Genomic DNA, 25,135 nt, shown 5'->3' on the forward strand with positions numbered 1-25,135 from the left:
TCTGGCCTGAAATCGGCGCTTAAGCATACGCCGGCACGGCTTTGCCACGTTTCAGCCAAAGCCTTCACAATACTGTCCAACGGATCGAGGAAGCCTCGGGAGGCGCGTGTGAGGGCTCCCCACCGGTATGCCGCTGTTGCGACAGCCGTTTTGCTGATCGCCGGGGTGTCGCTTCTCCCTGTCGTAGCCGGAGCCCAGTCCAAGAGCGCCGCTCCCAAGGCCGCTGCCAAGTGCGAGGAAAGCCTCGGCATCTCCATTCTCGCCGCCCCGCTGACGCCCTGGTCCGGCGCGCCGCTCCGCGTGGTCGTGACGGCCGAGCAGCCGCTCACGGGCGAGCTGTCGCTCGTGGCGCCTGATGGAAGCGTCGCCGCGAAGTCGAGCGATCGCCACGGCGGGCCGCCCTATTTCTGGTATGCCGAGGTCGCCGCGCCGGGAGCGGGAAAATGGCAAGCGAAGCTCGTGCGCGACGGCGCGGCGGGCGAGTGCGGCACGATCCTCCAGGAGGTCGCCGTTCAGCGCAAGCGCCCGCCGGGATTGCGCGCGTCGTCCAAGAATGTCTGGCCCTTGCGCGATGCCTGGAGCCGCGCCAACGAGAACCTCTATTCCGCCTGGATCGAGCTTCTCTTCGATGCCCCGCCCGATCAGACGCTGTCCTGGCCCGCGCTGCACGAGGTGCTGCGCGACCGCTCGCGCAACGTGCTCTTCAATCACCTGGGGCTCGGTGAGGACGAGAAGGGGCAGATCGTGAAGCCCGACTGCGCGGATCTCCCCTATACGCTGCGCGCCTATTTCGCCTTCAAGATGGGATTGCCGTTCGGATATGCGAAGTGCACGCGCGGAGACAAGGGCAAGCCGCCGCGCTGCGCACAGTGGTGGAACATCGAGAACGAGGAGCCACCGCCGTCGCCGCAACAGCCCGCGCCCGCCGCCTCTGGCGGTCAGCTCTTCGGACTGTTCGGGGCAGCGGCTCAAACGCCGCCCGCCACCAAGGTGCCCCAGAGACCGCCGGGCCTCGTGCCCGGCTTCGGGTATTACATCCGCACGACGGTCGCCAACAGCGTCCATTCCGGCAACGGGCGCACGATGGCCGATGACGACAACAGCGACTATTACCCCGTGTCGCTCAAGCAGGAGACGCTGCGCCCGGGCACCATCTATGCGGACCCTTACGGGCACCTTCTGGTGCTGGTGAAGCGCGTGTCGCAGACGAGCGATGCGGCCGGCGTGTTGCTCGCCGTCGATGGGCAGCCCGATGGGACCATCGCGCGCAAGCGGTTCTGGCGCGGCAACTTCCTGTTCGCCCAGGACCCGGCGCTGGGCGGGCCCGGCTTCAAGCGCTTCCGTCCCATCATGCGCGGCAAAGGCGGTTTGCGCAGGCTTGCGAATGCCGAGATCGAGAAAAACCCGGGCTACGGCGATTTCTCGCGCGATCAGGCAGCGCTCGCGATCGAGGACTTCTACGATCGCATGGACGACGTGATCTCCCCCAATCCGCTGGACCCCGATCGCGCCATGAGGGAGGCCGTTGTCGCGCTCGAGGAGCAGGTGAAGGCCCGCGTCACGTCGGTCGAGAACGGCCGCAAGTATCAGGATGGCGGCGGCGCCGAGGTGGCGATGCCGGACGGCGCGTCGATTTTCGAGACCACCGGCGCGTGGGAGGACTTCGCGACGCCCTCCCGCGACCTGCGGCTGCTGATCGCCATCGACGTCGTGCGCCATTTCCCCGACCGCGTGGCCCGCCGTCCCGAGCGCTATGCGATGCCGCCCGGCAAGAGCGCGGCCGATGTAAAGGACGCGCTGGAACGCTCACTCTCGTCCGACCTGGAGGCCCGAAAGTTCACCTATACGCGCAGCGATGGCTCGGCGTGGACGCTAACTCTCAAGGACGTCGTCGGCCGGATCGGCGCGCTGGAGATGGCCTACAACGTCAACGACTGTGTGGAGCTGCGCTGGGGCGCGGCAGACGGCAGCGACGAGGCGAAGACCTGCAAGCGCCGCGCGCCCGAAGCGCAACGCGGGAAGATGACGGAGTACCGCGCCTGGTTCAACGAACGCCGCCGCCCGCCGCGCGGCTGATCACTTGAGGCCGGTCAGCCGAGGTCGATGCGCCCGTCCACCTCATGGCGAAGATCGGTCCCTTCCGCCGTCAGCACCATCTTCACTTTCAGCGTGCCTTTGCCGGCGAGTGCCCGCTCGCGCACGATCCGCTCGATCTCCTGCTGCGAGGAGATGCCCACTTCCTTGAGGAAGCGGCGTAGCGACAGATTGAAGTGCTCGTTTTCCATGACGTGTCTCCATCTCGTTCTCGTTTGGGCGCGCACACTCCGGGCACACAGCGGGTTAAGCGCGGCCCTGTGCGGGGCGGCGCAGGCGTGGCAGGCATCATAGCTCTCTCCCAACGAGAAGAGCCGACTTAGGTTCAGCGGAGGATCAGCGCTTCTGGGGCGAGACGGCGTCGAGCAGCGTCTCGAGCATTTCACTTGCTGTCGAGAGCACGGCCGCATTCATGCGGTAGGCAAGCTCGACCTCTTTGAGCGAGACGAGGTTTTCGATCGGGTCTCCGACAGGAAGCGCGCCCACACGAACCCCCGGCGTGCCGCTCGCGGGAGACGAGGGGGACGGCGCCGTCGCACCCGTCGCCGCGATGCTCGACGCAATCTCCCCAGCCCGCTGCGCTTGGATCGCGAGGCCGTTGGAGGCGATGGTGAGGGGAGCGAACATGGAGGCCGGTTCCGGGAGCCCAGACACCTCCACCCTGACCGCCAGCCCCTAAAAGCCCGTTAAGAACTTTCCGCAGCCACGCGATCACACGTAGACAGATGAGAACAAAACAAGTACAACTTATCCAACGCGTCGAGTCGCCCCGAACCTGTAACCACAACCGTTAACATGCCATAAGGTGCCACATGAACAAGCCGGACCTGCGTGTCGTCGAAGGGGGAAGTATGATGGACAAGAACAAGGCGCAGGCACTCGCGCAGGCGCTGGAGCTGATCGACAAGAACTTCGGAAAAGGGTCGATCATGCGGTTGGGCGCCAACGAGCGCTCCATGGACATCGAGGCCGTCTCGACGGGGTCGCTGGGCCTCGACATCGCCCTCGGCATCGGCGGTCTGCCCAAGGGCCGCGTCATCGAGATCTACGGCCCGGAATCCTCGGGCAAGACCACGCTTACGCTTCAGGTTATCGCGGAAGCCCAGAAGAAGGGCGGCGTCTGCGCGTTCGTGGACGCCGAGCATGCGCTCGATCCCGCTTACGCCAAGAAGCTCGGCGTGAAGATCGAGGATCTTCTGGTCTCCCAGCCAGACGCTGGCGAGCAGGCGCTCGAAATCACCAATACGCTCGTAAGCTCGGGTGCGATCGACGTTGTGGTCGTGGATAGCGTGGCCGCGTTGACCCCCAAGGCCGAGCTCGACGGCGAGATGGGCGACTCGCTCCCCGGTCTCCAGGCGCGCCTCATGAGCCAGGCGCTCCGCAAGCTCACCGCCTCGATTTCGAAATCGAAGTGCATGGTGATCTTCATCAACCAGATCCGCATGAAGATCGGCGTGATGTTCGGCAACCCCGAGACCACGACCGGCGGCAACGCCTTGAAGTTCTACTCCTCCGTCCGCCTCGACATCCGCCGCATCGGCCAGATCAAGGAGCGCGAGGAGACGATCGGCAACCAGACCCGCGTCAAGGTCGTCAAGAACAAGGTCGCTCCGCCCTTCAAGCAGGTCGAGTTCGACATCATGTACGGCGAGGGCATCTCCAAGACGGGCGAGTTGATCGACCTCGGCGTCAAGGCCGGCATCGTCGAGAAGTCGGGCGCGTGGCTCTCCTACGAGGGCGAGCGCATCGGCCAGGGCCGCGAGAACGCCAAGCTGTTCCTCAAGGAAAATCCCAAGATTGCCAATCAGATCGAGAAGGCGATCCGGGCCAGTGCAGGGCTCATCGTCGACAAGATGCTGACCGATCCGGACGACGAAGGCTCCTCGGCCGACACCGAGATGCCAGACGAGGACGGCGTGCTCCCGGAGGCGTCCGACGCCGCCGCCAAGAAGGGGGCAGGACGCGGCGCCAAGCGCTGATCCGGAAAATACGAGGAAAATCATTGGGCGCAGCCTGGGGAAGCCCGGCGCTGCGCCTTTTGCGTTTCTGGACAAGGCCAGGGCCAGACGGCTAAAAGCAGCCCAATAGCCAATAGCGCCTTCCGAGCGCGACCGGCACCGACCGCTTCTACCCCGTCTTGGCTGCGAAGGCGGCCGTCCACGCAAGTCTCCGTACCTCGACTTCGAGGCGTCGTGGATCCCGGCCGTTGTCCGTGCGAAGCATGGCTCCGTCATGAGATGGAGCCCGGCTCCGTCAGGGCACCGGGATGACGAAAGCTGAGTTGGTCGGTCTCTGTCGGTCGGTGGCCAAACCACGGATTATGAGATGACTGGCGTCAACGAGATCAGACGGGCGTTTCTCGAGTACTTCAAGGCGGCGGGCCACGAGGTGGTGCCGTCGTCGCCGCTCGTGCCGCGCAACGACCCCTCGCTGATGTTCACCAACGCCGGCATGGTGCAGTTCAAGAACGTCTTCACCGGCCAGGAGACGCGACCCTACGTGCGCGCCGCCTCCTCGCAGAAGTGCGTCCGCGCCGGCGGCAAGCACAACGACCTCGACAACGTCGGCTACACCGCCCGCCACCACACCTTCTTCGAGATGCTCGGCAACTTCTCGTTCGGCGACTACTTCAAGGAGCGCGCGATCGAGCTGGCCTGGAACCTCATCACGAAGGAGTTCGGCCTCGACGCGAAACGCCTCTCCGTCACCGTCTATCACGAGGACGACGAGGCACACGCCATCTGGAAGAAGCTCACCGGCTTTGGCGACGACAAGCTGATCCGCATCGCCACCAAGGACAACTTCTGGCAGATGGGCGACACGGGCCCGTGCGGCCCCTGCACCGAGATCTTCTATGATCACGGGCCCAAGATCCCCGGCGGCCCGCCCGGCTCGCCGGATGCCGACGGCGATCGCTTTATCGAGATCTGGAACCTCGTGTTCATGCAGTTCGAGCAGCTGCCCTCGGGCGAGCGCATCAATCTGCCGAAGGCGTCCGTCGATACCGGCATGGGGCTTGAGCGCATCGCAGCCGTGCTCCAGGGCACGCACGACAACTACGAGATCGATCTTTTCAGGAACCTGATCGCTACGATCCGCGACGAGTGCCGCAAGCTCGGCGCGTCCGATCACCCCGAAGGCGTTGACGTGAAGCCCGCCCGCCGCGTCATTGCCGATCACCTGCGCGCCACGAGCTTCCTGATCGCCGACGGCGTGCTGCCCTCGAACGAAGGCCGCGGCTACGTGCTCCGCCGTATTATGCGCCGCGCCATGCGCTACGCCCACCAGTTGGGCTGCAACGATCCGCTGATGTACCGCCTCGTGCCCTCGCTGGTCCGCGAGATGGGCGCGGCTTATCCGGAGCTCGGCCGCGCCGAAGCGCTCATCACCGAGACGCTGAAGCTCGAGGAGACCAAGTTCAAGAAGACGCTCGGTAACGGCTTGAAGCTGCTGGGCGAAGCTTCGGCAAGCCTGAAGAAGGGTGACGTCTTCCCGGGCGATGTCGCCTTCAAGCTCTACGATACCTACGGCTTCCCCCTCGATCTCACCGAGGATGCGCTGCGCGCCCGCGACATCGCCGTCGATACCAAGGGATTCGACAGCGCCATGGCGAAGCAGAAGGAGGAGGCGCGCCGCGCCTGGAAGGGATCGGGCGAGGCCGCAACCGAGGAGATCTGGTTCGAAATCAAGGAGGAGACTGGCGCCACCGAGTTCCTCGGCTACGACACCGAGGTGGCTGAAGGCGAGATCCGCGCGATCGTCGCCGGCGGAAAGCCGGTGAAGGCGCTGAAGGCGGGCGAGGAAGGCGCACTTATTCTCAACCAGACGCCCTTCTACGGCGAGAGCGGCGGCCAGGTCGGAGACGAGGGCGTCATCCGGGGCGCCAAGGGTGCGCTATTCCGCGTGACGGATACGCAGAAGAAGCTAGGCGACCTGTTCGTGCATTTCGGCAAGGTGGAGAAGGGCAGCTTCAAGTCCGGCGAGGCCGTCGAACTCGAGGTCGATCACGAGCGGCGCACGGCGACACGTGCGAACCATTCGGCAACCCACCTCTTGCACGAGGCCCTTCGCCAAGTGCTCGGCCTCCATGTGGCCCAGAAGGGCTCTCTCGTCTCGCCGGAGCGCCTGCGCTTCGACTTCGTGCACCAGAAGCCCATGACGGCGGATGAGATTGCCGAGGTCGAGAAGCTCGCCAACGAGATCGTGCTGCAGAACAGTCCGGTCGAGACGCGCCTGATGGCGCTCGAGGATGCGAAGGCGTCGGGGGCCATGGCGTTGTTCGGTGAGAAGTACGGCGACGAGGTGCGCGTGGTCTCCATGGGCGACGCTGCCCCCGGCGCGAACAAGGCTTGGTCCGTCGAGCTGTGCGGCGGCACGCACGCGCGGCGCACGGGCGATATCGGTCTCGTGAAGGTCGTAGCCGAAAGTGCAAGCTCGGCCGGTGTGCGCCGTATCGAGGCGCTGACCGGCGATGGCGCACGCGCCTACCTCGCCGAAGCCGATGCGCGTCTCAAGGAGGCGGCAGCCGTGCTGAAGACGCGGCCCGAGGATCTCGTCGAGCGGCTGAAGATCCTCGTCGAGGAGCGTAAGACGCTCGAGCGCCAGCTCGCCGAGGCCAAGAAGCAGATTGCGCTCGGCGGAGCCGGGCCGGCTCAGAACGGCGCCTCGGCGCCCGCCAGCGCCGTGCGCACGGTGGGCGACGTGAAGCTGCTCGCCCGCTCCGTGCAGGGGCTCAACCCGAAAGACCTGCGCGGCCTCGTCGACGACGGAAAGAAGCAGGTCGGTTCGGGCGTCGTCGCCATTGTCGGCGTCACCGAGGATGGCAAGGCCGGCCTTGCGGTCGGCGTGACCGAGGACCTGATCAAGGTCTGGAGCGCTGTCGATCTCGTGAAGGTCGGCGCGGAGGCCCTTGGCGGCAAGGGCGGCGGTGGCCGGCCGGACATGGCCCAGGCCGGAGGCCCTGACGGCGCCAAGGCTCCGGACGCGCTCGCCGCCATCGAAGCCCGTCTCGGCGCCGGCGCTTAAAGCCGGTTCGCTCAAGACAACGCGACAAAGAACATGCGGGAGCGTGCGATCCAACGGTATCGGATTGCGCGCTCCCGCACATTTGCTCGCATGGCCGCTTGCGCCGGAGAAGCACGCAGGCACCATCCACTGCCCACTGCCCACTGCCCACTGCCCACTGCCCACTGCCTCACTCACGGTCTGCACGCCATCGCCAGCTTGAACAGCCCCCACGAGAGGCCGCGCCGCGAATGCCGCCAGCAGAGTGCGATCAGCGGCTTCGAGAGAATGTCCCAGATCATCAGCGTCGCCGCCGTCGTCGCGATCTCGCGCCAGGTGAGATCGGGCATCGCCAGCACCAGATCCAAAAGCGTCGGATCGAGCACCAGGTCGTAGAGAAGCTCGGAAACCTGTGAAGACGCCGCCATCGCACCCCTCCCTCAATCGCCGTCGGGAGGAAGCTGAAAACATCCTTAAGATGGACAAGTGCGAACATGAAAAGCGTGAGTTGACGGAATACCTTGAAGAGCACGGCGAAGAATTTGATTTAATGCGTGCGGACACAACTCGAAGCCGGCGCATTCCTTCGAATTGCGATGACAAGAAGAGGATAAAAAATAAGCAAAATCAGTTCGTTGACGAACCAGATTAGAGTGAAATGTAACGAATGAAATGAATGCAACGCCATCTGGCTTGCGACGCATCGGATCAAATGCAATAGAAGGAACCATACGCATTCGCATCGGCAGCGCGCGAATGCAAAGCCATTCAATTCCATTCGTATGGAGTAGAGGCGATGGCCGCCGATGGCACCGCGGGCGGACCTGGCCACGATCAGGTCACACACATTTTCGCGACGTTCGCCCGTGAGGTGTTCAACCCCATGGTGGCGCTTAGTGGTGTCTCCACCGCCGAGCGGCGCCGGTTGCTGGACGAGATCCGCCGCCGCCTTGATGTCGTGGAGCAGGTGATCGCGACGGCGGACGCTGCAACCTATCCCATGCCCGGCTTCCACGCGCCGATTTCTGAGACTTCGCCCTCCGATCTGACGGCTGCCGAGGCCGATGCCGAGGGCTCGGCTCTCGACGAGATTGGGCGTAACCAGCGCAGCCGGGTGCGGGAGCTGGTGCTGCTTGAGGCGCTCTCTCGCGAAGCTAAAGCCTACTCGCTGCAGCAACTCATGGGTGCCCTCACGCAGCGGGGGTTCCAGGATACGCCCTCGGCCGTCGTCTCCCAGCTCCACCGGCTGAAGAAGCTCGAGCTGATCCGCCAGCCGGCCAACAGCACAGGGATGTACGAGATCACCAACGCGGGTCTCGGCCATGCCCGCAACCTCCGGTCTAGCTTCGGAGCCTATGTCCCTTAACGCGATATAAGGGCTTACCCTCGCGGCAAGTCGTCCATTGACCGGCTACGCGCTGATCTATATCTGGCGCCCCCAACACGGGCCGGGAACTTTTTCCCTGCCCGCTCCGCTGATCGGTCGACTCGGCTAAAATCGCCGGTCTCGGGGGAATTTCATGAGCGAACAGGACACATGCGCACACGTCTGCGCGCCTATGCGCGCTTTGAGAGCCTCGTTGCCGCTTTGCGGCAAGGGTTTCTCCGTCTGATCTTCGGTAAGAACTGGGCATGCGCCCGTTATCAGCGCCGTCGCGTTCCTCTTGCAGGGCCGCGTCCGGGCGCCCGCCTGAACTGATCGTCTGAAGGCGCGCGAGAACGGCTGCCTTCCGGCAGCGAGCGCCGGATCGAGGCTGGCGCCGAGGCGGAAAGCTTCAGGCGCATATCTTCCGCCGCGCCGGCTGCGGCCACACCCTATTCTCTCGCGATTCTCTCGCGCAAAGGAAAACCCGCCCCGGCGTCTGCCGAAGCGGGTCTATTTTGGGTAACCGCGTAGAGGCTCAGGACTTCGCCATCGCGGCCTTGAGGTTTTCGTCGATCTTGTCGAGGAAGCCCGAAGTCGACAGCCACTTCTGATCGGGGCCGACGAGGAGCGCGAGGTCCTTGGTCATGAAGCCCGCTTCCACGGTGTCGACGCAGACCTTTTCCAGCGTGGCCGAGAATTTCGCGAGCGCCTCGTTGTTGTCGAGCTTCGCGCGATGCGTGAGGCCCCGCGTCCAGGCGAAGATGGAGGCGATCGAGTTGGTCGAGGTCTCCTTGCCCTTCTGGTGCTCGCGATAGTGCCGCGTGACGGTGCCGTGCGCGGCTTCCGCCTCGACAGTTGCGCCGTCGGGCGTCATCAGCACGGACGTCATGAGACCGAGTGAGCCGAAGCCCTGCGCCACCGTATCGGACTGCACGTCGCCGTCGTAGTTCTTGCAGGCCCACACATACCCGCCGCTCCACTTGAGCGCGGAGGCCACCATGTCGTCGATCAGGCGGTGCTCGTAGACGATCTTGCGCTTGGCGAACTCGTCCTTGAACTCCGCGTCGAACACCTCCTGGAACAGATCCTTGAAGCGCCCGTCGTAGGCCTTGAGGATGGTGTTCTTGGTCGAGAGATAGACCGGGAAGTTGCGGTTGAGGCCGTAGTTGAAGGAGGCGCGCGCGAACTCGCGGATGCTTTCGTCGAGATTGTACATGGCGAGAGCCACGCCCGCGCCCGGCGCCTTGAACACTTCCTTCTCGATGACCTTGCCGTCCTCACCTTCGAACTTGATGGTGAGCTTGCCCTTGCCGGGGAACTTGAAGTCGGTGGCTTTGTACTGGTCGCCGAAGGCGTGGCGGCCGATCACGATGGGCTGCGTCCAGCCCGGCACGAGCCGGGGCACGTTCTTGGCGATGATGGGCTCGCGGAAGATCACGCCGCCCAGGATGTTGCGGATGGTGCCGTTGGGGCTCTTCCACATGTCCTTGAGATTGAATTCTTTGACGCGCGCCTCGTCCGGCGTGATCGTCGCGCACTTGACGCCGACGCCGTGCTTCTTGATGGCGTTGGCTGCGTCGACCGTAACCTGGTCCGAGGTCTTGTCGCGGCTTTCGATGCCGAGATCGTAGTATTCGAGGTTCACATCCAGATAGGGATGGATGAGCTTGTCCTTGATCAGCTTCCAGATGATGCGTGTCATCTCATCGCCGTCGAGCTCGACGACTGTGCCGGTCACCTTGATCTTCTGCATGGAAAGGCCTTCGGATGGGGTGGGTGGATTTTGCCTGACCTTAGCCTCAGGGGTGCGCTGCAACAAGGAGGCGATAAGTATAGAACGGTCTCCCCCGGCCGCCTGCCACGTAAGGCGGGACTTTTCCGGGCGGGTGATGCTATTGCGAGCCCATGCAAGTCTTGTCCACCACCGCCGGCGACATCGAGATCGCATCCGAATCGGGAGATCGGGTGCCGATGGTGTCCGCCCGTGCGCTTCCCGTTGCCGCTCTCGTCCATGCCTGCCACGAGAAGACCATCGACGACGGGCTCGCCGCCCTCGGCATGGCTGATTTCGACCGGGGCGCCCTCGACCGTATCCTGACGTATTGCGCGGAGCTCCGCTGCGAGAGCGACCGGGCGACCTGCCCCGGCTGCAAGCGGCGGACGGAGGCGCGCGGTCTCGATACGCTCGACGACTTCATTGCGGCCCACAAGGAGATCATAGTCGGAGACGGCTCCGTGCGCCTCGTCGGCAAAGGCACGGAAACGCTGACGACACCCGCCATCGCCGCGCTCGAGAAAACCTGGTCCGGCGAGAATTACTGGTTCTGGTCGCGCCGCGTGCTGCGCAAGCTGCGCCACGGCATCCGCCGCGCTCACATCACCGGCGAGCCCGTGGCTGGCCCCGGCGAAACGCCGGCCGTAATCCTGGTCGAGCCTCAGCTTGCCGACAACATCGGCATGGTCGCCCGCGCCATGGCCAACTTCGGTTTGGACGATCTGCGCCTCGTGGCCCCGCGCGATGGCTGGCCCAACGAGAAGGCCCGCATCGCGGCGTCCGGCGCGAATTACGTGATCGACGACGCGCGGTCTTATCCGACGCTCGAAGCCTCCATGGGCGACCTGACCTATGTGGTGGCCACCACCGCCCGCCAGCGGCCCTTGAAGAAGCCGGTCCTCACCCCCGAGGAAGCGATTGAAGCGCTCCAGCAGAGGATCAGCCGGGGTGAGCGCTGCGGAATTCTGTTCGGGCGCGAGAGAAACGGCCTCGAGACCAGCGAGATCGCCAACGCCGACGCGCTCGTGATGATTCCCGTGAACTCCCGGTTTGCGTCGCTCAATTTGGCCCAAGCCGTTCTTCTCCTGGGCTATTGCTGGATAAGAGAGTGCGGAAAGGGCTCCCTCGGCCGCGTCACCACCTACGAAGCCCCGATATCCACAGGCCTGAACCTCGGATCTGACCGCTTGGCGGAAAAAGAGGAGCTTTTCGGCCTTCTGGGCCACCTCGAATCCGAGCTGGATAGGCTCGGATTCTTCAATCCGGTCGAGAAACGCCCTTCTGTCGTCCAAAACTTGAGGACAATGTTCACGCGGATGGCGCTCACGGAGCAGGAAGTGCGCTCTCTTCGTGGTATTGTTGCCACTCTTTCAAGAGGCAAAGGCCACAGCCGCAAGCCGTCTTCGTAGACCGCCATGATCTTGCCAGTTTTTGGGCAGAGCGATGCCCGCAAACACGGCTCAACCAGCACCCGGAGGCGAACCGGGCCTGGGCTCGTGGCGGGACAATAAACAGATCGCAGCAGGGGCAAATGATGCGGACGATGATCATGGCGAAAAGAGCATGGCTCGGTATGGCCGTAGCAGCAGCGGGCGCGATGGCGCTGGCTCCGACGGTCGCTTCGGCCGGCGAGGGTGAACTCAGCGATAAGTCCGTGCAGGTGATCATGGATTACGCCTGGTCGCTCACGCCCCAGCAGTTCAGCAAGAAGGACGGCACCGTTATCGTCGTCGACAAGACGAAGCGCGAGCAGGCCATGGTGCCGCTCGATGTGGCCCGTGAGGTCGTCCGCGTCGGCCGTATTTCCGCCCACGCGCAGGTCTGCAACCTCCCCGAGGAGCAGACGCTCAACCATCGCTCTCTGATGAAGCGTGAGGTCGACAAGAAAAAGTGGAGCGACCAGCAAACGCTGTACATCAACCAGCTCCACCTCACGACCGTCATGCTGCTCTCCGGCAAGATCAAGCTGGTCGAGAAGGACGGCGACAAGGAAGTCGTGGTGGACGAGAAGCAGACCCCGCCCCAGACCTGCACCGAGGAGCAGCGTCAGAAGGTGAAGGATCTGGTCGCCGCCTACGTAAAGGCCGGCCCGGCACTCGCATCGAACGAGAAGGCGGCTTCGCCCGAGACCACGGGTGCAGCGGCAGCCCCGGCGGCCGAAAAGAAGAAGTAAGGCCCCTGCAAACCGCCGCTGATTGGGGCATCGGCCCAGAAATTCGGGCGTCTGGCGGGGCTTATGATTAACGGCGCCCATTGACGCCGCCTCTGCTCTCGACTAAGGAAGCTCTCACGACGCGGGCCGCTTTGGCCCGCGTTCTATTTCGCGCACCCGCGGCAGACCCCTTTTTGGGTTTGACCTGTCGGCCCGTTACACCCGCGAGGGACAGGACGGGCAGAGGAGGGGGCGCTCCAGGCTACAAACCAACAGCAACTCTTGGAGTGCCGTTACCATGACGAAGCGCATTCGCGCCAAGCACAAGATCGACCGCCGCCTCAGCGAGAACATCTGGGGCCGTCCGAAGAGCCCGCTCAATAAGCGCCAGAGCCGTCCCGGCCAGCATGGCGAGCGCCGCGTGTCCAAGCTGTCCGACTTCGGTCAGCAGCTCCGCGCCAAGCAGAAGCTCAAGGGCTACTACGCCAACCTCTCCGAGCGCCAGTTCTCGCGTCTCTACGTCGAGGCCACCCGTCTCAAGGGCTCGACGTCCGAGCACTTGATCGGCCTGCTCGAGCGCCGCCTCGACGCCGTCGTCTACCGCTCCAAGTTCGTGCCGACCGTCTTCGCGGCCCGCCAGTTCGTCTCGCACGGCCACATCACCGTGAACGGTCGCCGCGTCACCATCCCGAGCTTCCGCGTTCGCATCGGCGACGTGGTCGAGGTGAAGGAGAAGTCGCGCCAGCTTCCGCTCGTTCTCGAAGCGCTGAAGAGCGCCGAGCGCGACATCCCGGATTACATCGACGTCGACCAGAACAAGCTGACGGCGAAGCTCACCCGCGTTCCGGCTCTCTCCGACGTGCCCTATCCGGTCACGATGGAGCCGAACCTCGTGGTCGAGTTCTACTCGCGCTAAACGAGCGTTCTACTCGCGCTATCTGAGCGTCCTACTCGCTGGGCAATACCCAGCCATCGAATTCGGAAAAGGCCGGCGTCCCAGACGCCGGCCTTTTTTACTTTGGAACCGAGGCCGAGCATGGTCGCTTCGTAAAGCGCGCGGGTGCGAGATCCGGAGACGGAGAAGACGGAGCAATGAGTGACATCGCAGCACTGTTTCAACGCCTCACGCAGGGCGTCTACGTGATCGGCGTCGGTGATGCAGCAGAGCAGAACGCTTTCACGGCCGCCTGGGTCATGCAGGTTTCGTTCGACCCATTGCTTCTGGCGTTGAGCGTGAATCCCCGCCATGCTTCGTATGCTCTGCTGCAGCGCGGGCGCGCTTTCAGTGTCAACGTGCTCTCGAAGGAGCAGTTGGCGCTCGCCGCTCACTTCGGCCGGCCGGCCAGTGTCGACAAGCTGGCGTCGGTAAGCTGGACGAAGGGCAGCACCGGGATGCCGCTGCTGCACGATGCCATTGCCTGGTTCGAGTGCGCAGTCGAGGACGAGCGTCGGGCCGGCGATCACGTGCTGGTGGTCGGGCGGGTGACAGGCGGTGAGCTGCGGGACAAGACCGCGATACCTCTGGCCTATCGCGACACCGGAACGATGGACGGCGCGGCGGCGCTATTCCCCACGCGCTTTTCGAAGTCCTGACGTGCGGCCGTTCCGAATGGCCATCTAACCCTTCGCCAGCACCGTCAGAGCGCGCGGCACGATCTCGTACCGCAGCGGCGTGTCGAACTTGCTGATCTCCCCGTCGTTCGCGAGGCGCTTGCGCTTGAGCGGCGAGTGAATCACGAACCCCGTTCCCGTTATCTTGGTCATCTCGGGATCGTCCCATCGGCCGAGCAGCGCGCGCAGCAGCGCTTTCGCCAAGCCCCAGCCGCTCCGATGCTTCGAGACGTACATCGTGAGCTTGCCGCGATCGAGCTTGGACCGGCGCAGCCACACCGTATCCTCGTCGTAGCCGTTGTTGGTCACGGCTACGGACAGCGCGCGGATGCGAATGAGCTCCTTGCCGTTGTCGACTGCGATCGAGATCTTGCGGCGGCTGGCGAGAATTTCCCGGATGAGGGCGAAATACCTCGGTAGCCGTTCAGTGGCCGGCCGTCCGCGCAGACGCGCCCGCCCCACCGAATAGCGGAGCGTTGCTCCCATCAGCGAATTGCAGAGGAAGAGGCTGCCGTTGACCTTGGCGACGTCCATCTTCATCGGCTTCGCGCGAGCGAGAAATTGGGCCGCCTGCGTGAGATCGAGCGGGATCTCGAGGTCTTTGGCGAGCCGGTTCATCGTGCCGAGGGGCAGGATGCCGAGGGCGATGTCGCTGCCGGCGAGATGGCGCGCGGCGGTGCGCACCGTGCCGTCCCCGCCACCGATGATCAAAATGTCGATTTTCTCCTTCACCGCCTGCACGATGGCGGGCTCGATCGCGTCCGGGGGCAGACACTCCACCGTGATATCGTAGCCCTGCGCCGCAAACGCGTTGCGGATCGTTTCGCGCATGACGTCAGGCGATAATCCGAGCGCGGTTCCGGCGCGGAGGTTGACGAGAGCCCGGCACGCGAGCCCGCGGTTGCGGTTTTGCGGGGGCTCATCCGGTCCTGCGGGAACGAATACGTCGAAAGCCAAGTTGAACGCTCCGTTTCGAGTGTACGCTCCGAAAATGCACTGCGGCGGGATTTGGTTGCGCGCTAGATCTGGGGGCGAAAAATCGTGAATCAAGAATGGGATCTGCCGGGGATGCCGCACCCAAAGGGGGGAGAATGACCGAGGAACCGCACAAAGCCGTGCCCGAGCAGAAGACAGGAGTGGGGCTGTCGTCGCCGGCCCGCTGGTTCGAGCTCAAGCCCCTTCTGGCCGTGGCCGCCGTGGGCGCGGCTGGGTTCGGCTTCGCCCAATTCGCAGATGCAGTGATGGAAGGCCATACGCGCCGCTTCGACGAATGGGTCCTGCTGGCGCTGCGCGAGCCTGGCAACCCGGCCGATCCCATAGGTCCCCTCTGGTTCGAGGAGATGGTGCGCGATGTCACCGCGCTCGGCAGCACGGTTGTGCTGACGCTCGCCGTGATCGTCGTCGCCGGATACCTCTTCATGACCCGGTCGCCGGAGAAGGCGGCCTTCCTCATCTTCGCCGTCGCCGCGGGGGCTGGGGTCAATCGTCTGCTGAAGCTCGGCTTTGCGCGCCCCCGCCCGGACATCGTGGCGCACGGCGCCTATGTCACGACCGAGAGTTTTCCCTCGGGCCACTCCGCCAACTCGACGATCGTCTACTTGATGCTCGGCATGATGCTGGCGCGCGTGGAGGCGAGCAGCCGCGTGAAGATCTTCATCCTGTCGGTGTGTGTCGCCATCGCGCTGATGGTCGGCCTGAGCCGCATCTATCTTGGAGTGCACTGGCCGACGGACGTGCTCGCCGGGTGGGCTATCGGCGGCAGCTGGGTGCTCATGTGCTGGTATCTGCTGCTGCGCCTGCAGCCGACGGGCACGCGCCGCTGAGCATGTGCAGCGAGCGTAATCTACGTGACGCCAGTATCTTCGTCAGAAAGTCAGCGGCGAAATGGAGCTAAAGACTTAGCCAAAATAACGAGAATCTGGTGAATTACTGGGGTGCCACGGAGGACACCCCATGAAAGCCACGATCCTTGCAGTCGTAGCGCTCGCGTTCTCAGTGAGTAATGTCCACGCCGTCAGTCTGGCGGTGAAACTGGCATGCCGCGATGACTACTTCGCTCATTGCAGCATGCATGCTGTCGGAAGCCCCGGCCTCCGACAGTGCATGAGGGATGTCGGACCCCGGCTTTCCTCACGGTGTATTGGTGCTCTCGCGGATGCGGGAGAGATCAAGAAGGCAAAGGTCGCTTCGCTTCAGAAGAAGAAGACCTACGCTCAGAAGCCGGCCACCAAGAAGCACTACGCAGCCAAGGCCGACACCAAGAAGCAGTACGCCTACAAGGCCGCTGCGAAACGGAAGGCCTACGCAAAGAAGGACGACGTAGCCAAGAGCTACGACAAGCAGAACGTAGTCAAAAAGCGCTACGCGAAAAAACAATACATCCGGAAACAGTACGCCAAGAGAGATCTCACGCGCACCTGAACCTCCGAATTCGCGCCTGTGTGGGACAGCCCCGTGCAGGCGCCGTTTGTTTGAGCGATCGCGCTTCGACCTCGTTTCGGCCGTATGCACGAGCCGCAAAGGCCTGCGCTTCTTTTTCTTTTAGAGCCTGATCGAGCCACCGAAACGGTGCGTCGTGACCGCATGAAGCCGCTGAGTGGCGCGCTGCATCTCCCGTCATCCCGTCGCAGGCCGGCCGAATGCGGAGGCGAGCAGCCTCCGTCCTGATGGCATCCAGGCCGACCGCCCCGGCGGTGTGTTCGGGTGACGCCTCCACCGCATTCGTCATCCCGGCGCAGGCCGGGATCCAGACACGCTCCAGAATGCAGCCGTCGGTGACTGGTCGCGCGATCCACCGATAGCTTTCAACTCGACGCGGCCTCGCCATCCGCCACGGTGCGACGACGCTTCCCATAAACAGCATGACCGCCCTCGTCGCGGAGCGATGCTTCGCATCGACAGGCGGTCATCCAGGGCAGCTTGCTGCAACGGCCCTGGATCGGCCGGCCCACGCCCGGCCATGGAGTTGGTGGGCGCAAGGAAATGGGGTGCGGCGCGGCGCATGACGGCGCCGCTCGGGTCAATGCAGATAAACGACCGCAATTACAGTGACGAGGCCCCACACGCACATGTTTACGAACGAGCGGATGATGCCGCCATCCTCCTCGACGGTGATGCCGAGGCGCCGGCGGACGAGATCTCCCGGCGCGAGAAACAGGCGCACAACCCAATCGAGCAGGACCATGAGACGACCTTTTTTAAAGATGTATTATTAATACATATTTTGCGCCGAGGTCTTTGCGCTGTCAATCCGCGCGCGTGGACGCACCCACAGAAGCCATGAAGCGGGCTGCTATCGTTCAGAAATCCAGCAAAGGAAAAGAGGGAGAGACAAGCGAGCCGCACCGTGCAGCTCCCCGGCGCCTCGCACCACGGCTGATACGGACGGCCTAAGCCGGACGGTGACGCCGCCCCGGGTTCGTGGGCAAGGAGACGATATGCGAGGTGTCGTCCTCTTGCGTGGCTTTGGGCGCAGGCGGCGAGGGCGGCGGAGGCTCGGCGACAGGGGCAGTTTGCGCGCGACGGGCGGCTGGGACCGAGTTCGCCCACCCATAGGCGAGCATCGTGATGATGGCGGAGGCGGCGAAGAAATAGACGCCCGGCAGCACGGTCGCTTCCGTGTAGCCCGACGAGTTCACGTAGAAGATCATGAGCGCCAGCACCATCACATCCGTCATCGAGTACCGGCCGAGCCATTCCATGGTCGAGATCGATTTCTTGCGGAACTCGGGCGGGATGTCGGGAGAGGTGACGAGCGTGAGCAGATAGAACAGCTTCAGGAACGGGAAAAAGATCGAGAACAGGAACAGCACCACCGTCAGGAAGTACTCCTCGTTCTCGAACAGCGCCCAGATGATGGTCGCGATCGAGTGCTCGTTGGTCCACACGTAGATGGTGGTGAAGCGGATCACCGGCAGGATGATGCCGAGCGCGAAGAACACCGTCGCCAGGATGATCAGGAACGAGAGCACGAAGTTGCGGAACGGCGAGAGCGGGCGCGTCATCGCCGTCTGCGTCACGGGCTCGCGCATCGCCGCCAGACCTTCCGTGCGCAGCCAGGCATAGGAGAGGATCATCAGCACGACCGCGGCCGTGAAGAAGTAAACGCCCGACAGGCTCGCCGCGTCGTAGAAGCCCTGTGCCTTGATGAAGAAGATGGTGAGGGAGAGCACGAGCACGTCGTGCATCGACCATTTGCCGAGCCACTCGAGCGCCTTGAGCCTGCGCTGCTGGCGCGTGATCTCGACGGCGGGGAGGGTGGAGACGAGCAGGAGATAAAGCAGCTTCAGGACCGGCAGCACGATCGAGAAGATGAGAACGGTGCCGCCGAGAAACGTCTGCCCGTCCTCGATCAGCACCTGAACTGTCGAGAGCAGCGAATGCTCGGTTGTCCAGAAGACGTACTTGGTGAGCCGGATGATCGGCAGCGAGATGCCGAGAGCGAGGCACACCGCCGCCCCGATGATGGCGAGGCTCAACAGAAATCGCCGTCCGCCCAGCCTCATCGCCCGATCCAAGCCCTGCACCCAGTCACGCCGCTCAGAATGAACTAGAGGCGGCCCCGGCGTCAAAACTTTGACCGGGTATGTAGGGTTGCGCCCGCTGGCTCGGCCGAAGTGCTCGCCTGGCCGCGGATAGCTTAAACCTCGACGTCCGTTTCAAGGCGGAAATCGCCCACCCCCGGCCGTTGCCGTGGAGGATATGAGCCGCCGCCGAAAAGTGCGGCGCCAGGTGGACGTCGCGCTACGGCGACGTGCTCCCTCTCTATCCCGCCATCCCGGCGGAGGCCGGGATCCAGACACATCGCAGCCATGCGTCGCGTTAGGGGAGAAGCCGTGCTCGACCGGGGCGACAGCCGCATCCAGCCCCTCTCGGAGCAGAAGCCACGAAGCGGTCCGCGGTCTTAGCCGTGGTTGGTATGGGCAATGCCCTTCTCGTGAATGAGCGCATGCAACTCACCAGCCTGGAACATCTCACGGACGATGTCGCAGCCGCCGATGAACTCGCCCTTCACGTAGAGCTGGGGAATGGTCGGCCAGTTGGTGTAGGCCTTGATGCCTTCACGAAGGGCCTGATCTTCCAGCACGTTGACGTCCTTGTAGGGCACGCCGAGGTGGTTGAGGATCTGCGCCACCTGCGCGGAGAACCCGCACTGGGGGAACTTGGCCGTCCCCTTCATGAAAAGAACCACGTCGTTGCTGTCGATGGTCTTCTTGATCGCATCGTTCACGGCCGCATCGGTCATAGTCGGAGCCTTCCTGGTCTGGGCCCGGCGGCAAGCGCGCCGGTCTGAAATCGTGCCGGTAGATGTGGCGTCGATTGGGCAGTTGTCAATGCGCGCTTGGGCACGCCCGGGCAGGGCGCGCGCACGGCGGCCTCGTCTTACTCCGGCGGCGCGGCGGTGGTCAGCGCCAGGGCGTGCAGCACGCCGCCCATGCGCCCGCCGAGGGCGTCATAGACCATCTGATGCTGTTGCACCCTGGATTTGCCTTTGAATTCACGGCTTACCACGCGGGCAGCATAATGATCGCCATCTCCTGCGAGATCTTGGATGTCCACGGTGGCATCCGGAAACTTGGTCTTGATCAGCCGCTCGATCTCGGTCGGGTCCATGGGCATGGGGCGTAGGGTCTCCTGAAACGGTCAAGGCCGCCTGGGCGGGCGGCCTTGCCAAGTCTACAGGGAGAGAAAACGAAGGGAAAGACGCGCGGCGGTTGTGCCTCCTCTCGCGTTCAGCGAGCGGGCTCAAGGGTCTTGATGCTGCCGGTCTCGATCCGGCCGGCATCGAGATTGCGGGTATGGAGGTGGCCCGTCTGGGCGATGTAGGGCGCGATGCGGGCCAGCGCCACGAAGTTCGAATCCCCCGCCACGCGCGCCATCGAGAGCTCGATCTCGGCGTTGCGGGCGGCGACGAATGCGATCTCGCGCTGGCGCTCGACGAGCGCGTGGCTCGTCTCGATCTCACGATTGCGGGCCTCCGCGAACATCTGGGTGCGCTGGGCCTCGTAGGCGGACGTCGATGCGGCGATCTCCGCATTCCGCTCGGCCGCGAAGGCTGCCGTGCGGACGCTTTCCACCATCTCCATCGAGCGGGCAATCTCCTGATTACGCGCTTCTTGGAAAAGTGCCGGGCGGGCGATCTGATGGCGCGCGAGCGACTGATGGATCTCGGCGTTGCGAGCGGCCACGAAAACGGCGATCTGGAACTTCTCGGCGCGCACGCGCCAGGCGTCGAGTTCCTGCATGCGCGCGGCGGCGAAGAGCGCCGGCCTCGCGGCAGCGCTCGCGATTATAGAGGCGTCGATTTCACGATTGCGCGCCACGGCGAATTCCTTGCCGCGAGCCAATTTCGAAACGATGAGCGATCTTTCAATTTCGCTGTTGCGCTTGGCTGTCGCGAGCGCGGTGAGCACCGAAGCCTGGATGCTCGGTCCCATGATGGACTGCGAAATCCGGGGCGCGGGCGTGCTTTGAGGATGATGATCCAGCGAAAGAGGAACGAGGGCCGCAGTCAAGAGCCCGGCGAGGGTGAAGGTCGCGGTACGCATTACTGAAACTCCCCTTGAAACTTGAGAGCCAGTATCCGCCCGCAAACTTAAACTTTTATCTATTCGAGAAATTTGCCGGATAGAAATCGCGAAATTTCCAAGAAAATAAAAGGAAGAAACTGGTTATTTTTTCATTTCCGAATAGGCGGGCGCAGATACAAGGAGTCGCGGCCCTAGGGCTGGCCCCGCAGGGTTTTGCGTGCGAAGAGAGACGCCTGGGTCTGTTCAGGGAGGCAACACGATCGACATGACGGAGCGGACGAAATTTTACATCGGTGGAGCGTGGGTCGAGCCGAAGGAGCTGCGGACGCTTCCGGTCGTCAATCCTGCGACCGAGGAGCCGCTCTACGAGATCGCACTCGGCAGCCCCGCCGATGTGGACAGCGCCGTCGCCGCTGCACGCGAGGCCTGGCCCGCCTTCGCCGCAACCACGCGCGAGGAGCGCGTGGCGCTGCTCACGCGCATCATGGAGATCTACTCGCGGCGCATGAGGGAGATCGGCGCCGCGGTGTCGGATGAGATGGGTGCGCCGCTCACGCTGGCCGAGCGGGCTCACGCGGGCTCCGGCCTCAGCCATTTCATGACGACGCTCGAAGCCTTGAAGACCTACGAGTTCGAGGAGCGCCTGGGCCACGCGCTCGTGGTGCGCGAGCCGGTCGGCGTCGCCGGCATGGTGACGCCGTGGAACTGGCCGCTGAACCAGATCGCCTGCAAGGTCGCCCCCGCGCTGGCCGCAGGCTGCACCATGGTTCTGAAGCCGTCCGAATACACGCCGACCGCGGCGCTCATCCTGGCCGAGGTGCTGCACGAAGCCGGTGTGCCGCCGGGCGTGTTCAACATGATCAACGGATTGGGCCCAGAGGTTGGCGCTGCGCTCAGTGCCCATCCCGGCATCGACATGATCTCGTTCACGGGTTCGACCCGCGCCGGGATCGATGTGGCGATCCGCGCCGCCCCCACCGTGAAGCGCGTGACTCAGGAGCTCGGCGGAAAGTCGCCGAACATCATTCTGCCCGACGCAGACTTCGAGAAGGCCGTGGCGGGCGGCACGCGCCACTGCTTCAACAATTCCGGCCAGTCCTGCAACGCGCCGACGCGCATGCTGGTGCCGGCCGAGCGCATGAAGGAGGCCGCGGAGATCGCGGCGGGCGTCGCCAACAGTCTCCGCGTCGGCAACCCGCGCACGGCGGGCATCGATCTCGGCCCCGTCGTCAATCGCACGCAGTGGGAGAAAATCCAGCGTCTGATCGAAAGTGGCGTGGCAGAAGGCGCAACGCTCGCGGCGGGTGGCCCCGGCCGCCCCGAGGGCTTGAACAAAGGCTTCTACGTGCGTCCGACCGTGTTCGCCGGCGTGACGCCCGAGATGACGATCGCGCGCGAGGAGATCTTCGGCCCCGTGCTCTCGATCCTCGCCTACAAGGACGAGGAGGAGGCTGTGCGCATCGCCAACGACACGCCCTACGGCCTCGCGGGATACGTCTCGTCCGGCGACATCGCACACGCTCGCGCCGTCGCGCGGCGCATCCGGGCCGGCAACGTCAACCTCAACGGCGTCATGAACGACCGCCGTGCGCCGTTCGGCGGCTTCAAGCAATCGGGCAACGGCCGCGAATGGGGCCGCTTCGGCCTGGAGGAATACCTCGAGGTCAAGGCCATCGGCGGCTGGGGCGAGTAGCGCCAGGAGAGGCGCGTCTGCATGGTCCGGCAACGCTGAGGGCTAAGCCGTCGAGTGCCGGACCGGCTTTCATCTGGCAGCCACGGCGGAAAAAGTTGCGGCGCGATGTCGGATAGGCAGGATCGCCGTCGTCCTTGAGGCATCAACCCTTCCCGGGACGAGAGGAGACGCCATGGCCAAGAACACGATCTGCGTCTGGTACGACAAGGATGCCGAGGCTGCCGCGCGGTTCTATGCGGCGACCTTCCCCGACAGCACCGTCACGGCTGTTCACCGCGCGCCGAGCGACTATCCGTCCGGCAAGGCGGGCGATGTTCTCACCGTGGAGTTCACGGTGGCGGGCGTTCCGTGCCTCGGCCTCAACGGCGGCCCGGCCTTCAAGCACACCGAAGCCTTCTCGTTCCAGATCGCGACCGACGATCAGGAGGAGACAGACCGCTACTGGAACGCCATTGTCGGCAACGGCGGCCAGGAGAGCGCGTGCGGCTGGTGCAAGGACAAGTGGGGCATCTCCTGGCAGATCACGCCGCGCGTGCTGACGGAGGCACTTGCCGCCGGCGGGGCGGAAGCAAAACGTGCCTTCGAGGCGATGATGACCATGGGCAAGATCGACATCGCCGCCATCGAAGCCGCCCGGCGCGGGTGAACGGGGCCGGGACTATCTAAGCGCTCTCTAAGAAGCGACGCCGAACCACCCTCCAAGGCCGAACGCCCCACAACCAATCCCGGCAAAAGCCGGGACCTTCACGCGTTATGTGAGATGACTGCTTTTGACCCGAAGCGGACGTCTTCAATATTCTGGTTGAGAACTCACCGGCGCCTTCCCAGTCTAGCCGCAATCCAGTAAAATTACGGCGTGACCGCCAAGAACCCAGCCAACGAAAAACAACATTATGTTCCGGAGGTCGTCCTGACCCTCTTTGCCGAAGCGGCTGGCAAAGAAAGACTATGCGTGTTCGACAAGCACAGCGGGCGCGCCTTTCCGGGACCAACGGCGGTCCAGAAGCTTTGCAAAGAAAGCGGCTTCTACACCGCGGACGCGGCCCACGGCTCCGTCTCTATAGAGAGCGCCTTCCACGAGCTTGAGAATGAATACCGAAAGATCGCGGGAAAGGTCATCGCGGCGCGGTCTCTCGCAGTCCTCTCGGCACAAGAACGTGGCACTCTTGTCGGCTTCGTCTGCGTGCAATATCTGCGCGTTCCCCGGCTACGCATAGGCTTTGCGCAAATGACAAAGGTGATCGCCGACAAAGTGCGCGCCTTAGCGCCCGAAGCCCCGAACCTTGGTGAGTTCGAGCTGGGTGACAACGAGATCCGCCTGCAACACCTAGAGTTCATCGCGCGGGGCGCCGTTGAAGGCACTAACATTCTCTCAGAGTACGTCTGGTTCCTCATCGAGCCTGAAGCAGGGCGCGGTTTGTGGATTTCCGATTGTCCCGTCGTCATGCACAACGATGAGAAGAGCATCTATGCCGGGCTCGGCTTCGCATCCCCAGGGGTGCAGATCTATTTTCCCCTTACGCCCAAACTTCTTCTTGCTTGCTGGCATCCAGTCGTAGCGGGACAGTTCTTGCAGCAGCGCGACTCCGCCAGAAAGCACCTCGGCCAAATGAAGGGACAGTACACGCTCGGCCTCAACGGCAACAAGGCGGCGCTCGCCGTTGAGATCGATGCAATGGAGGAGACGCTCAAGCCTATCGAGCATATCATCAACGCCTTCGAGACCGGTGGCTCGGCCATGGCTTCGGCCGACAACGTCCGGCACTTCAACGCGCTGCAGTTTCAGTGGTCGCATCGCTTCATTTTGTGCACCGAAGGCGCGTTCGACGAGGCCGCCCATCTGTTGAAGGAACATCCACACCTGAAGACCGGCATAGCGATGGGCGGTGACTAAACGCGCAGGCAGCCAGCCGCCGCACGGGAACCCCGATCTACAGTCCGCTCCTGCCCCCAAGCGATAACCACCCAGCAAGCGCACCGTGTCGTCACCGACGCGTGGCCAATTCATCGCCAGCGCTTGCCCTTAGAGAGACCAAAACGCGCTCCGATCAGCACGAACAGCATCATTCCGGCGGACGCCACGAAGCTCCAGGGGCGCGGATCGATTGAGCCTTCCAGGGACATAAGACGGAGTATCGGATCCAAAACGATACTGCTGAGACTGGCGGCGACGAAAGCGCCGAGCACCGCCAGCGCTATGCTCACGACATAACCTCCCGCACCACGCGCATTGACTATCGCCTCATGGGTTCCGACAGCGATTGCCGCGGCGAGAAAAGCCAGCGTGAGAAGTATCGTGCCCGCAACGCTCGACTGCGGGACCGCGCCCGTCGCCTTTTGAAAGGCGATGTCTACGATGACGATGCCAAGAATGGCAATCAGCGCGATCTGCTGCATGAGGTCGATCACCCGAGCGCGTAATCGGAGACGGCCTTCGCGTTCATACCACATCGGAAGCGAAGTGACCGAGCCTGTGACGCCTTCCCCTGATAAGGCGTGTTCGAAAGAAAACGCGATCGCATCTGCTCTTCATATTGCACACTACAATAATTATTGTAGTGTGGGTGTATGGATGAGAACCAGGCAGTAACCGCCCTTGCCGCGCTCGCGCATCAGCAGCGCCTTGCGATCTTCCGTTTGCTGGTGGTCGAAGGCCCCAATGGCCTGCCGGCATCGGAGATTGCCGAAGCTGTGGGGGCAACGCCGACAGGCGCCTCCTTTCATCTGAAGGAGCTGGATCGGGCCGGTCTGATCCGCGGCACGCGAGACGGCCGGTTCATCCGTTACGCGGTTCACGTCGAAGGCATGCGCCAGCTTTTGACTTACCTCACCGAGGATTGCTGCCAGGGCAAACCGCAGCTCTGTGGCGCAAGCGTCAAGAAGGTCCGTAGCGTCTGTAAGTAAGGGAGGC

The 25,135-nt window shown here is 63.7% G+C and carries 25 protein-coding genes; 14 read left to right on the forward strand and 11 right to left on the reverse strand.

Features of this window, described 5'->3' with window-relative positions:
* Positions 1–108: 108 nt before the first annotated feature.
* A complete protein-coding gene (locus tag F812_RS0113335) occupies positions 109–2,076 on the forward strand; it encodes a hypothetical protein (protein WP_026868112.1) in 1,968 nt (655 codons plus the stop codon).
* A 14-nt stretch (positions 2,077–2,090) separates the two neighbouring features.
* Here F812_RS0113335 and F812_RS0113340 read toward each other — a convergent pair whose 3' ends face one another.
* The gene (locus tag F812_RS0113340) at positions 2,091–2,285 is read right to left on the reverse strand and encodes a DUF6494 family protein (protein ID WP_020086486.1); all 195 of its coding nucleotides are present in this window, start codon (positions 2,283–2,285) and stop codon (positions 2,091–2,093) included.
* 145 nt (positions 2,286–2,430) lie between these two features.
* On the reverse strand, positions 2,431–2,721 hold the full coding sequence (locus F812_RS0113345) for a flagellar basal body rod C-terminal domain-containing protein (protein WP_020086487.1): 291 nt from the start codon (positions 2,719–2,721) through the stop codon (positions 2,431–2,433).
* Positions 2,722–2,906: 185 nt separating this feature from the next.
* On the opposite strand from F812_RS0113345, the gene recA reads away from it, so the two are divergent.
* Both recA and alaS read left to right on the forward strand, forming a co-directional pair.
* Entirely contained in the window at positions 2,907–4,073 is a 1,167-nt protein-coding gene (recA, locus tag F812_RS23870) for a recombinase RecA (RefSeq protein WP_051113819.1), read from the forward strand.
* 346 nt (positions 4,074–4,419) lie between these two features.
* Positions 4,420–7,119, forward strand: coding sequence for an alanine--tRNA ligase (gene alaS / locus F812_RS0113355; protein ID WP_020086489.1), 2,700 nt, complete (start codon positions 4,420–4,422; stop codon positions 7,117–7,119).
* 173 nt (positions 7,120–7,292) lie between these two features.
* Here the strand turns inward: alaS and F812_RS0113360 are convergent, their stop codons facing one another.
* On the reverse strand, positions 7,293–7,526 hold the full coding sequence (locus F812_RS0113360) for a hypothetical protein (protein WP_020086490.1): 234 nt from the start codon (positions 7,524–7,526) through the stop codon (positions 7,293–7,295).
* 368 nt (positions 7,527–7,894) lie between these two features.
* Between F812_RS0113360 and F812_RS0113365 the strand changes: the two genes are divergently transcribed.
* Positions 7,895–8,464 carry a hypothetical protein gene (locus F812_RS0113365; protein WP_020086491.1) on the forward strand — a complete coding sequence of 190 codons (570 nt, stop codon included), beginning with the start codon at positions 7,895–7,897 and terminating at the stop codon, positions 8,462–8,464.
* 535 nt (positions 8,465–8,999) lie between these two features.
* Here F812_RS0113365 and F812_RS0113375 read toward each other — a convergent pair.
* Positions 9,000–10,217, reverse strand: coding sequence for an NADP-dependent isocitrate dehydrogenase (locus tag F812_RS0113375; protein ID WP_020086493.1), 1,218 nt, complete (start codon positions 10,215–10,217; stop codon positions 9,000–9,002).
* A 152-nt stretch (positions 10,218–10,369) separates the two neighbouring features.
* On the opposite strand from F812_RS0113375, the gene F812_RS25545 reads away from it, so the two are divergent.
* The 4 genes from F812_RS25545 (at position 10,370) to F812_RS0113395 (ending at position 13,983) form a co-directional block, all read left to right on the forward strand.
* Positions 10,370–11,647 (forward strand): RNA methyltransferase, encoded by a 1,278-nt coding sequence (locus F812_RS25545; RefSeq protein ID WP_020086494.1) that lies wholly within the window; start codon positions 10,370–10,372, stop codon positions 11,645–11,647.
* Positions 11,648–11,787: 140 nt separating this feature from the next.
* On the forward strand, positions 11,788–12,411 hold the full coding sequence (locus tag F812_RS0113385) for a hypothetical protein (protein ID WP_245257677.1): 624 nt from the start codon (positions 11,788–11,790) through the stop codon (positions 12,409–12,411).
* A gap of 277 nt (positions 12,412–12,688) precedes the next feature.
* Positions 12,689–13,306: a 30S ribosomal protein S4 gene (gene rpsD / locus F812_RS0113390; protein ID WP_020086496.1), complete on the forward strand. Its 618-nt coding sequence runs from the start codon at positions 12,689–12,691 to the stop codon at positions 13,304–13,306.
* A 176-nt stretch (positions 13,307–13,482) separates the two neighbouring features.
* Entirely contained in the window at positions 13,483–13,983 is a 501-nt protein-coding gene (locus F812_RS0113395; protein WP_020086497.1) for a flavin reductase family protein, read from the forward strand.
* 24 nt (positions 13,984–14,007) lie between these two features.
* On the opposite strand, the gene F812_RS23880 is transcribed toward F812_RS0113395, so the two are convergent.
* Positions 14,008–14,958, reverse strand: a complete 951-nt coding sequence (locus tag F812_RS23880) for a diacylglycerol/lipid kinase family protein (RefSeq protein ID WP_020086498.1) — start codon at positions 14,956–14,958, stop codon at positions 14,008–14,010.
* A gap of 134 nt (positions 14,959–15,092) precedes the next feature.
* On the opposite strand from F812_RS23880, the gene F812_RS0113405 reads away from it, so the two are divergent.
* Together F812_RS0113405 and F812_RS26580 are read left to right on the forward strand one after the other, a co-directional pair.
* Entirely contained in the window at positions 15,093–15,824 is a 732-nt protein-coding gene (locus F812_RS0113405; RefSeq protein ID WP_020086499.1) for a phosphatase PAP2 family protein, read from the forward strand.
* A gap of 130 nt (positions 15,825–15,954) precedes the next feature.
* The gene (locus F812_RS26580) at positions 15,955–16,422 is read left to right on the forward strand and encodes a hypothetical protein (RefSeq protein ID WP_020086500.1); all 468 of its coding nucleotides are present in this window, start codon (positions 15,955–15,957) and stop codon (positions 16,420–16,422) included.
* A gap of 598 nt (positions 16,423–17,020) precedes the next feature.
* On the opposite strand, the gene F812_RS26830 is transcribed toward F812_RS26580, so the two are convergent.
* The 5 genes from F812_RS26830 to F812_RS0113435 form a co-directional block, all read right to left on the reverse strand.
* Entirely contained in the window at positions 17,021–17,185 is a 165-nt protein-coding gene (locus F812_RS26830) for a hypothetical protein (protein WP_020086501.1), read from the reverse strand.
* 205 nt (positions 17,186–17,390) lie between these two features.
* A complete protein-coding gene (locus F812_RS0113420; RefSeq protein WP_040498266.1) occupies positions 17,391–18,506 on the reverse strand; it encodes a paraquat-inducible protein A in 1,116 nt (371 codons plus the stop codon).
* Between the two features lie 398 nt (positions 18,507–18,904).
* Positions 18,905–19,246 (reverse strand): Grx4 family monothiol glutaredoxin, encoded by a 342-nt coding sequence (gene grxD, locus F812_RS0113425; protein ID WP_020086503.1) that lies wholly within the window; start codon positions 19,244–19,246, stop codon positions 18,905–18,907.
* 137 nt (positions 19,247–19,383) lie between these two features.
* Complete coding sequence (locus F812_RS0113430) at positions 19,384–19,620, reverse strand: BolA family protein (protein ID WP_020086504.1); 237 nt, start codon at positions 19,618–19,620, stop codon at positions 19,384–19,386.
* A gap of 113 nt (positions 19,621–19,733) precedes the next feature.
* Complete coding sequence (locus F812_RS0113435) at positions 19,734–20,549, reverse strand: hypothetical protein (RefSeq protein ID WP_020086505.1); 816 nt, start codon at positions 20,547–20,549, stop codon at positions 19,734–19,736.
* A gap of 247 nt (positions 20,550–20,796) precedes the next feature.
* Here F812_RS0113435 and F812_RS0113440 point away from each other — a divergent pair, with 247 nt between their 5' ends.
* From F812_RS0113440 to F812_RS0113450, 3 genes are all read left to right on the forward strand, one after another.
* Positions 20,797–22,224, forward strand: coding sequence for an aldehyde dehydrogenase family protein (locus F812_RS0113440; protein WP_020086506.1), 1,428 nt, complete (start codon positions 20,797–20,799; stop codon positions 22,222–22,224).
* A 172-nt stretch (positions 22,225–22,396) separates the two neighbouring features.
* Positions 22,397–22,870, forward strand: a complete 474-nt coding sequence (locus tag F812_RS0113445; RefSeq protein ID WP_020086507.1) for a VOC family protein — start codon at positions 22,397–22,399, stop codon at positions 22,868–22,870.
* A 210-nt stretch (positions 22,871–23,080) separates the two neighbouring features.
* Complete coding sequence (locus F812_RS0113450; protein WP_020086508.1) at positions 23,081–24,118, forward strand: DUF4238 domain-containing protein; 1,038 nt, start codon at positions 23,081–23,083, stop codon at positions 24,116–24,118.
* Positions 24,119–24,228: 110 nt separating this feature from the next.
* Here F812_RS0113450 and F812_RS23890 read toward each other — a convergent pair whose 3' ends face one another.
* Positions 24,229–24,621, reverse strand: a complete 393-nt coding sequence (locus F812_RS23890; RefSeq protein ID WP_156827409.1) for a hypothetical protein — start codon at positions 24,619–24,621, stop codon at positions 24,229–24,231.
* Positions 24,622–24,792: 171 nt separating this feature from the next.
* Here F812_RS23890 and F812_RS0113460 point away from each other — a divergent pair, with 171 nt between their 5' ends.
* A complete protein-coding gene (locus F812_RS0113460) occupies positions 24,793–25,128 on the forward strand; it encodes an ArsR/SmtB family transcription factor (RefSeq protein WP_020086510.1) in 336 nt (111 codons plus the stop codon).
* Positions 25,129–25,135 lie beyond the last annotated feature (7 nt).

This window comes from Hyphomicrobium zavarzinii ATCC 27496 (genome assembly GCF_000383415.1).
Lineage (GTDB): Bacteria > Pseudomonadota > Alphaproteobacteria > Rhizobiales > Hyphomicrobiaceae > Hyphomicrobium_C > Hyphomicrobium_C zavarzinii.

Coding starts and splice junctions, on each gene's coding strand:
- F812_RS0113340 (WP_020086486.1), bottom strand. CDS start 2,285: ATGGAAAACGAGCACTTCAATCTGTCGCTACGCCGCTTCCTCAAGGAA.
- F812_RS0113345 (WP_020086487.1), bottom strand. CDS start 2,721: ATGTTCGCTCCCCTCACCATCGCCTCCAACGGCCTCGCGATCCAAGCG.
- recA (WP_051113819.1), top strand. CDS start 2,907: ATGAACAAGCCGGACCTGCGTGTCGTCGAAGGGGGAAGTATGATGGAC.
- alaS (WP_020086489.1), top strand. CDS start 4,420: ATGACTGGCGTCAACGAGATCAGACGGGCGTTTCTCGAGTACTTCAAG.
- F812_RS0113360 (WP_020086490.1), bottom strand. CDS start 7,526: ATGGCGGCGTCTTCACAGGTTTCCGAGCTTCTCTACGACCTGGTGCTC.
- F812_RS0113365 (WP_020086491.1), top strand. CDS start 7,895: ATGGCCGCCGATGGCACCGCGGGCGGACCTGGCCACGATCAGGTCACA.
- F812_RS0113375 (WP_020086493.1), bottom strand. CDS start 10,217: ATGCAGAAGATCAAGGTGACCGGCACAGTCGTCGAGCTCGACGGCGAT.
- F812_RS25545 (WP_020086494.1), top strand. CDS start 10,370: ATGCAAGTCTTGTCCACCACCGCCGGCGACATCGAGATCGCATCCGAA.
- F812_RS0113385 (WP_245257677.1), top strand. CDS start 11,788: ATGGCGAAAAGAGCATGGCTCGGTATGGCCGTAGCAGCAGCGGGCGCG.
- rpsD (WP_020086496.1), top strand. CDS start 12,689: ATGACGAAGCGCATTCGCGCCAAGCACAAGATCGACCGCCGCCTCAGC.
- F812_RS0113395 (WP_020086497.1), top strand. CDS start 13,483: ATGAGTGACATCGCAGCACTGTTTCAACGCCTCACGCAGGGCGTCTAC.
- F812_RS0113405 (WP_020086499.1), top strand. CDS start 15,093: ATGACCGAGGAACCGCACAAAGCCGTGCCCGAGCAGAAGACAGGAGTG.
- F812_RS26580 (WP_020086500.1), top strand. CDS start 15,955: ATGAAAGCCACGATCCTTGCAGTCGTAGCGCTCGCGTTCTCAGTGAGT.
- F812_RS26830 (WP_020086501.1), bottom strand. CDS start 17,185: ATGGTCCTGCTCGATTGGGTTGTGCGCCTGTTTCTCGCGCCGGGAGAT.
- F812_RS0113420 (WP_040498266.1), bottom strand. CDS start 18,506: ATGAGGCTGGGCGGACGGCGATTTCTGTTGAGCCTCGCCATCATCGGG.
- grxD (WP_020086503.1), bottom strand. CDS start 19,246: ATGACCGATGCGGCCGTGAACGATGCGATCAAGAAGACCATCGACAGC.
- F812_RS0113430 (WP_020086504.1), bottom strand. CDS start 19,620: ATGCCCATGGACCCGACCGAGATCGAGCGGCTGATCAAGACCAAGTTT.
- F812_RS0113435 (WP_020086505.1), bottom strand. CDS start 20,549: ATGCGTACCGCGACCTTCACCCTCGCCGGGCTCTTGACTGCGGCCCTC.
- F812_RS0113440 (WP_020086506.1), top strand. CDS start 20,797: ATGACGGAGCGGACGAAATTTTACATCGGTGGAGCGTGGGTCGAGCCG.
- F812_RS0113445 (WP_020086507.1), top strand. CDS start 22,397: ATGGCCAAGAACACGATCTGCGTCTGGTACGACAAGGATGCCGAGGCT.
- F812_RS23890 (WP_156827409.1), bottom strand. CDS start 24,621: ATGCAGCAGATCGCGCTGATTGCCATTCTTGGCATCGTCATCGTAGAC.
- F812_RS0113460 (WP_020086510.1), top strand. CDS start 24,793: ATGGATGAGAACCAGGCAGTAACCGCCCTTGCCGCGCTCGCGCATCAG.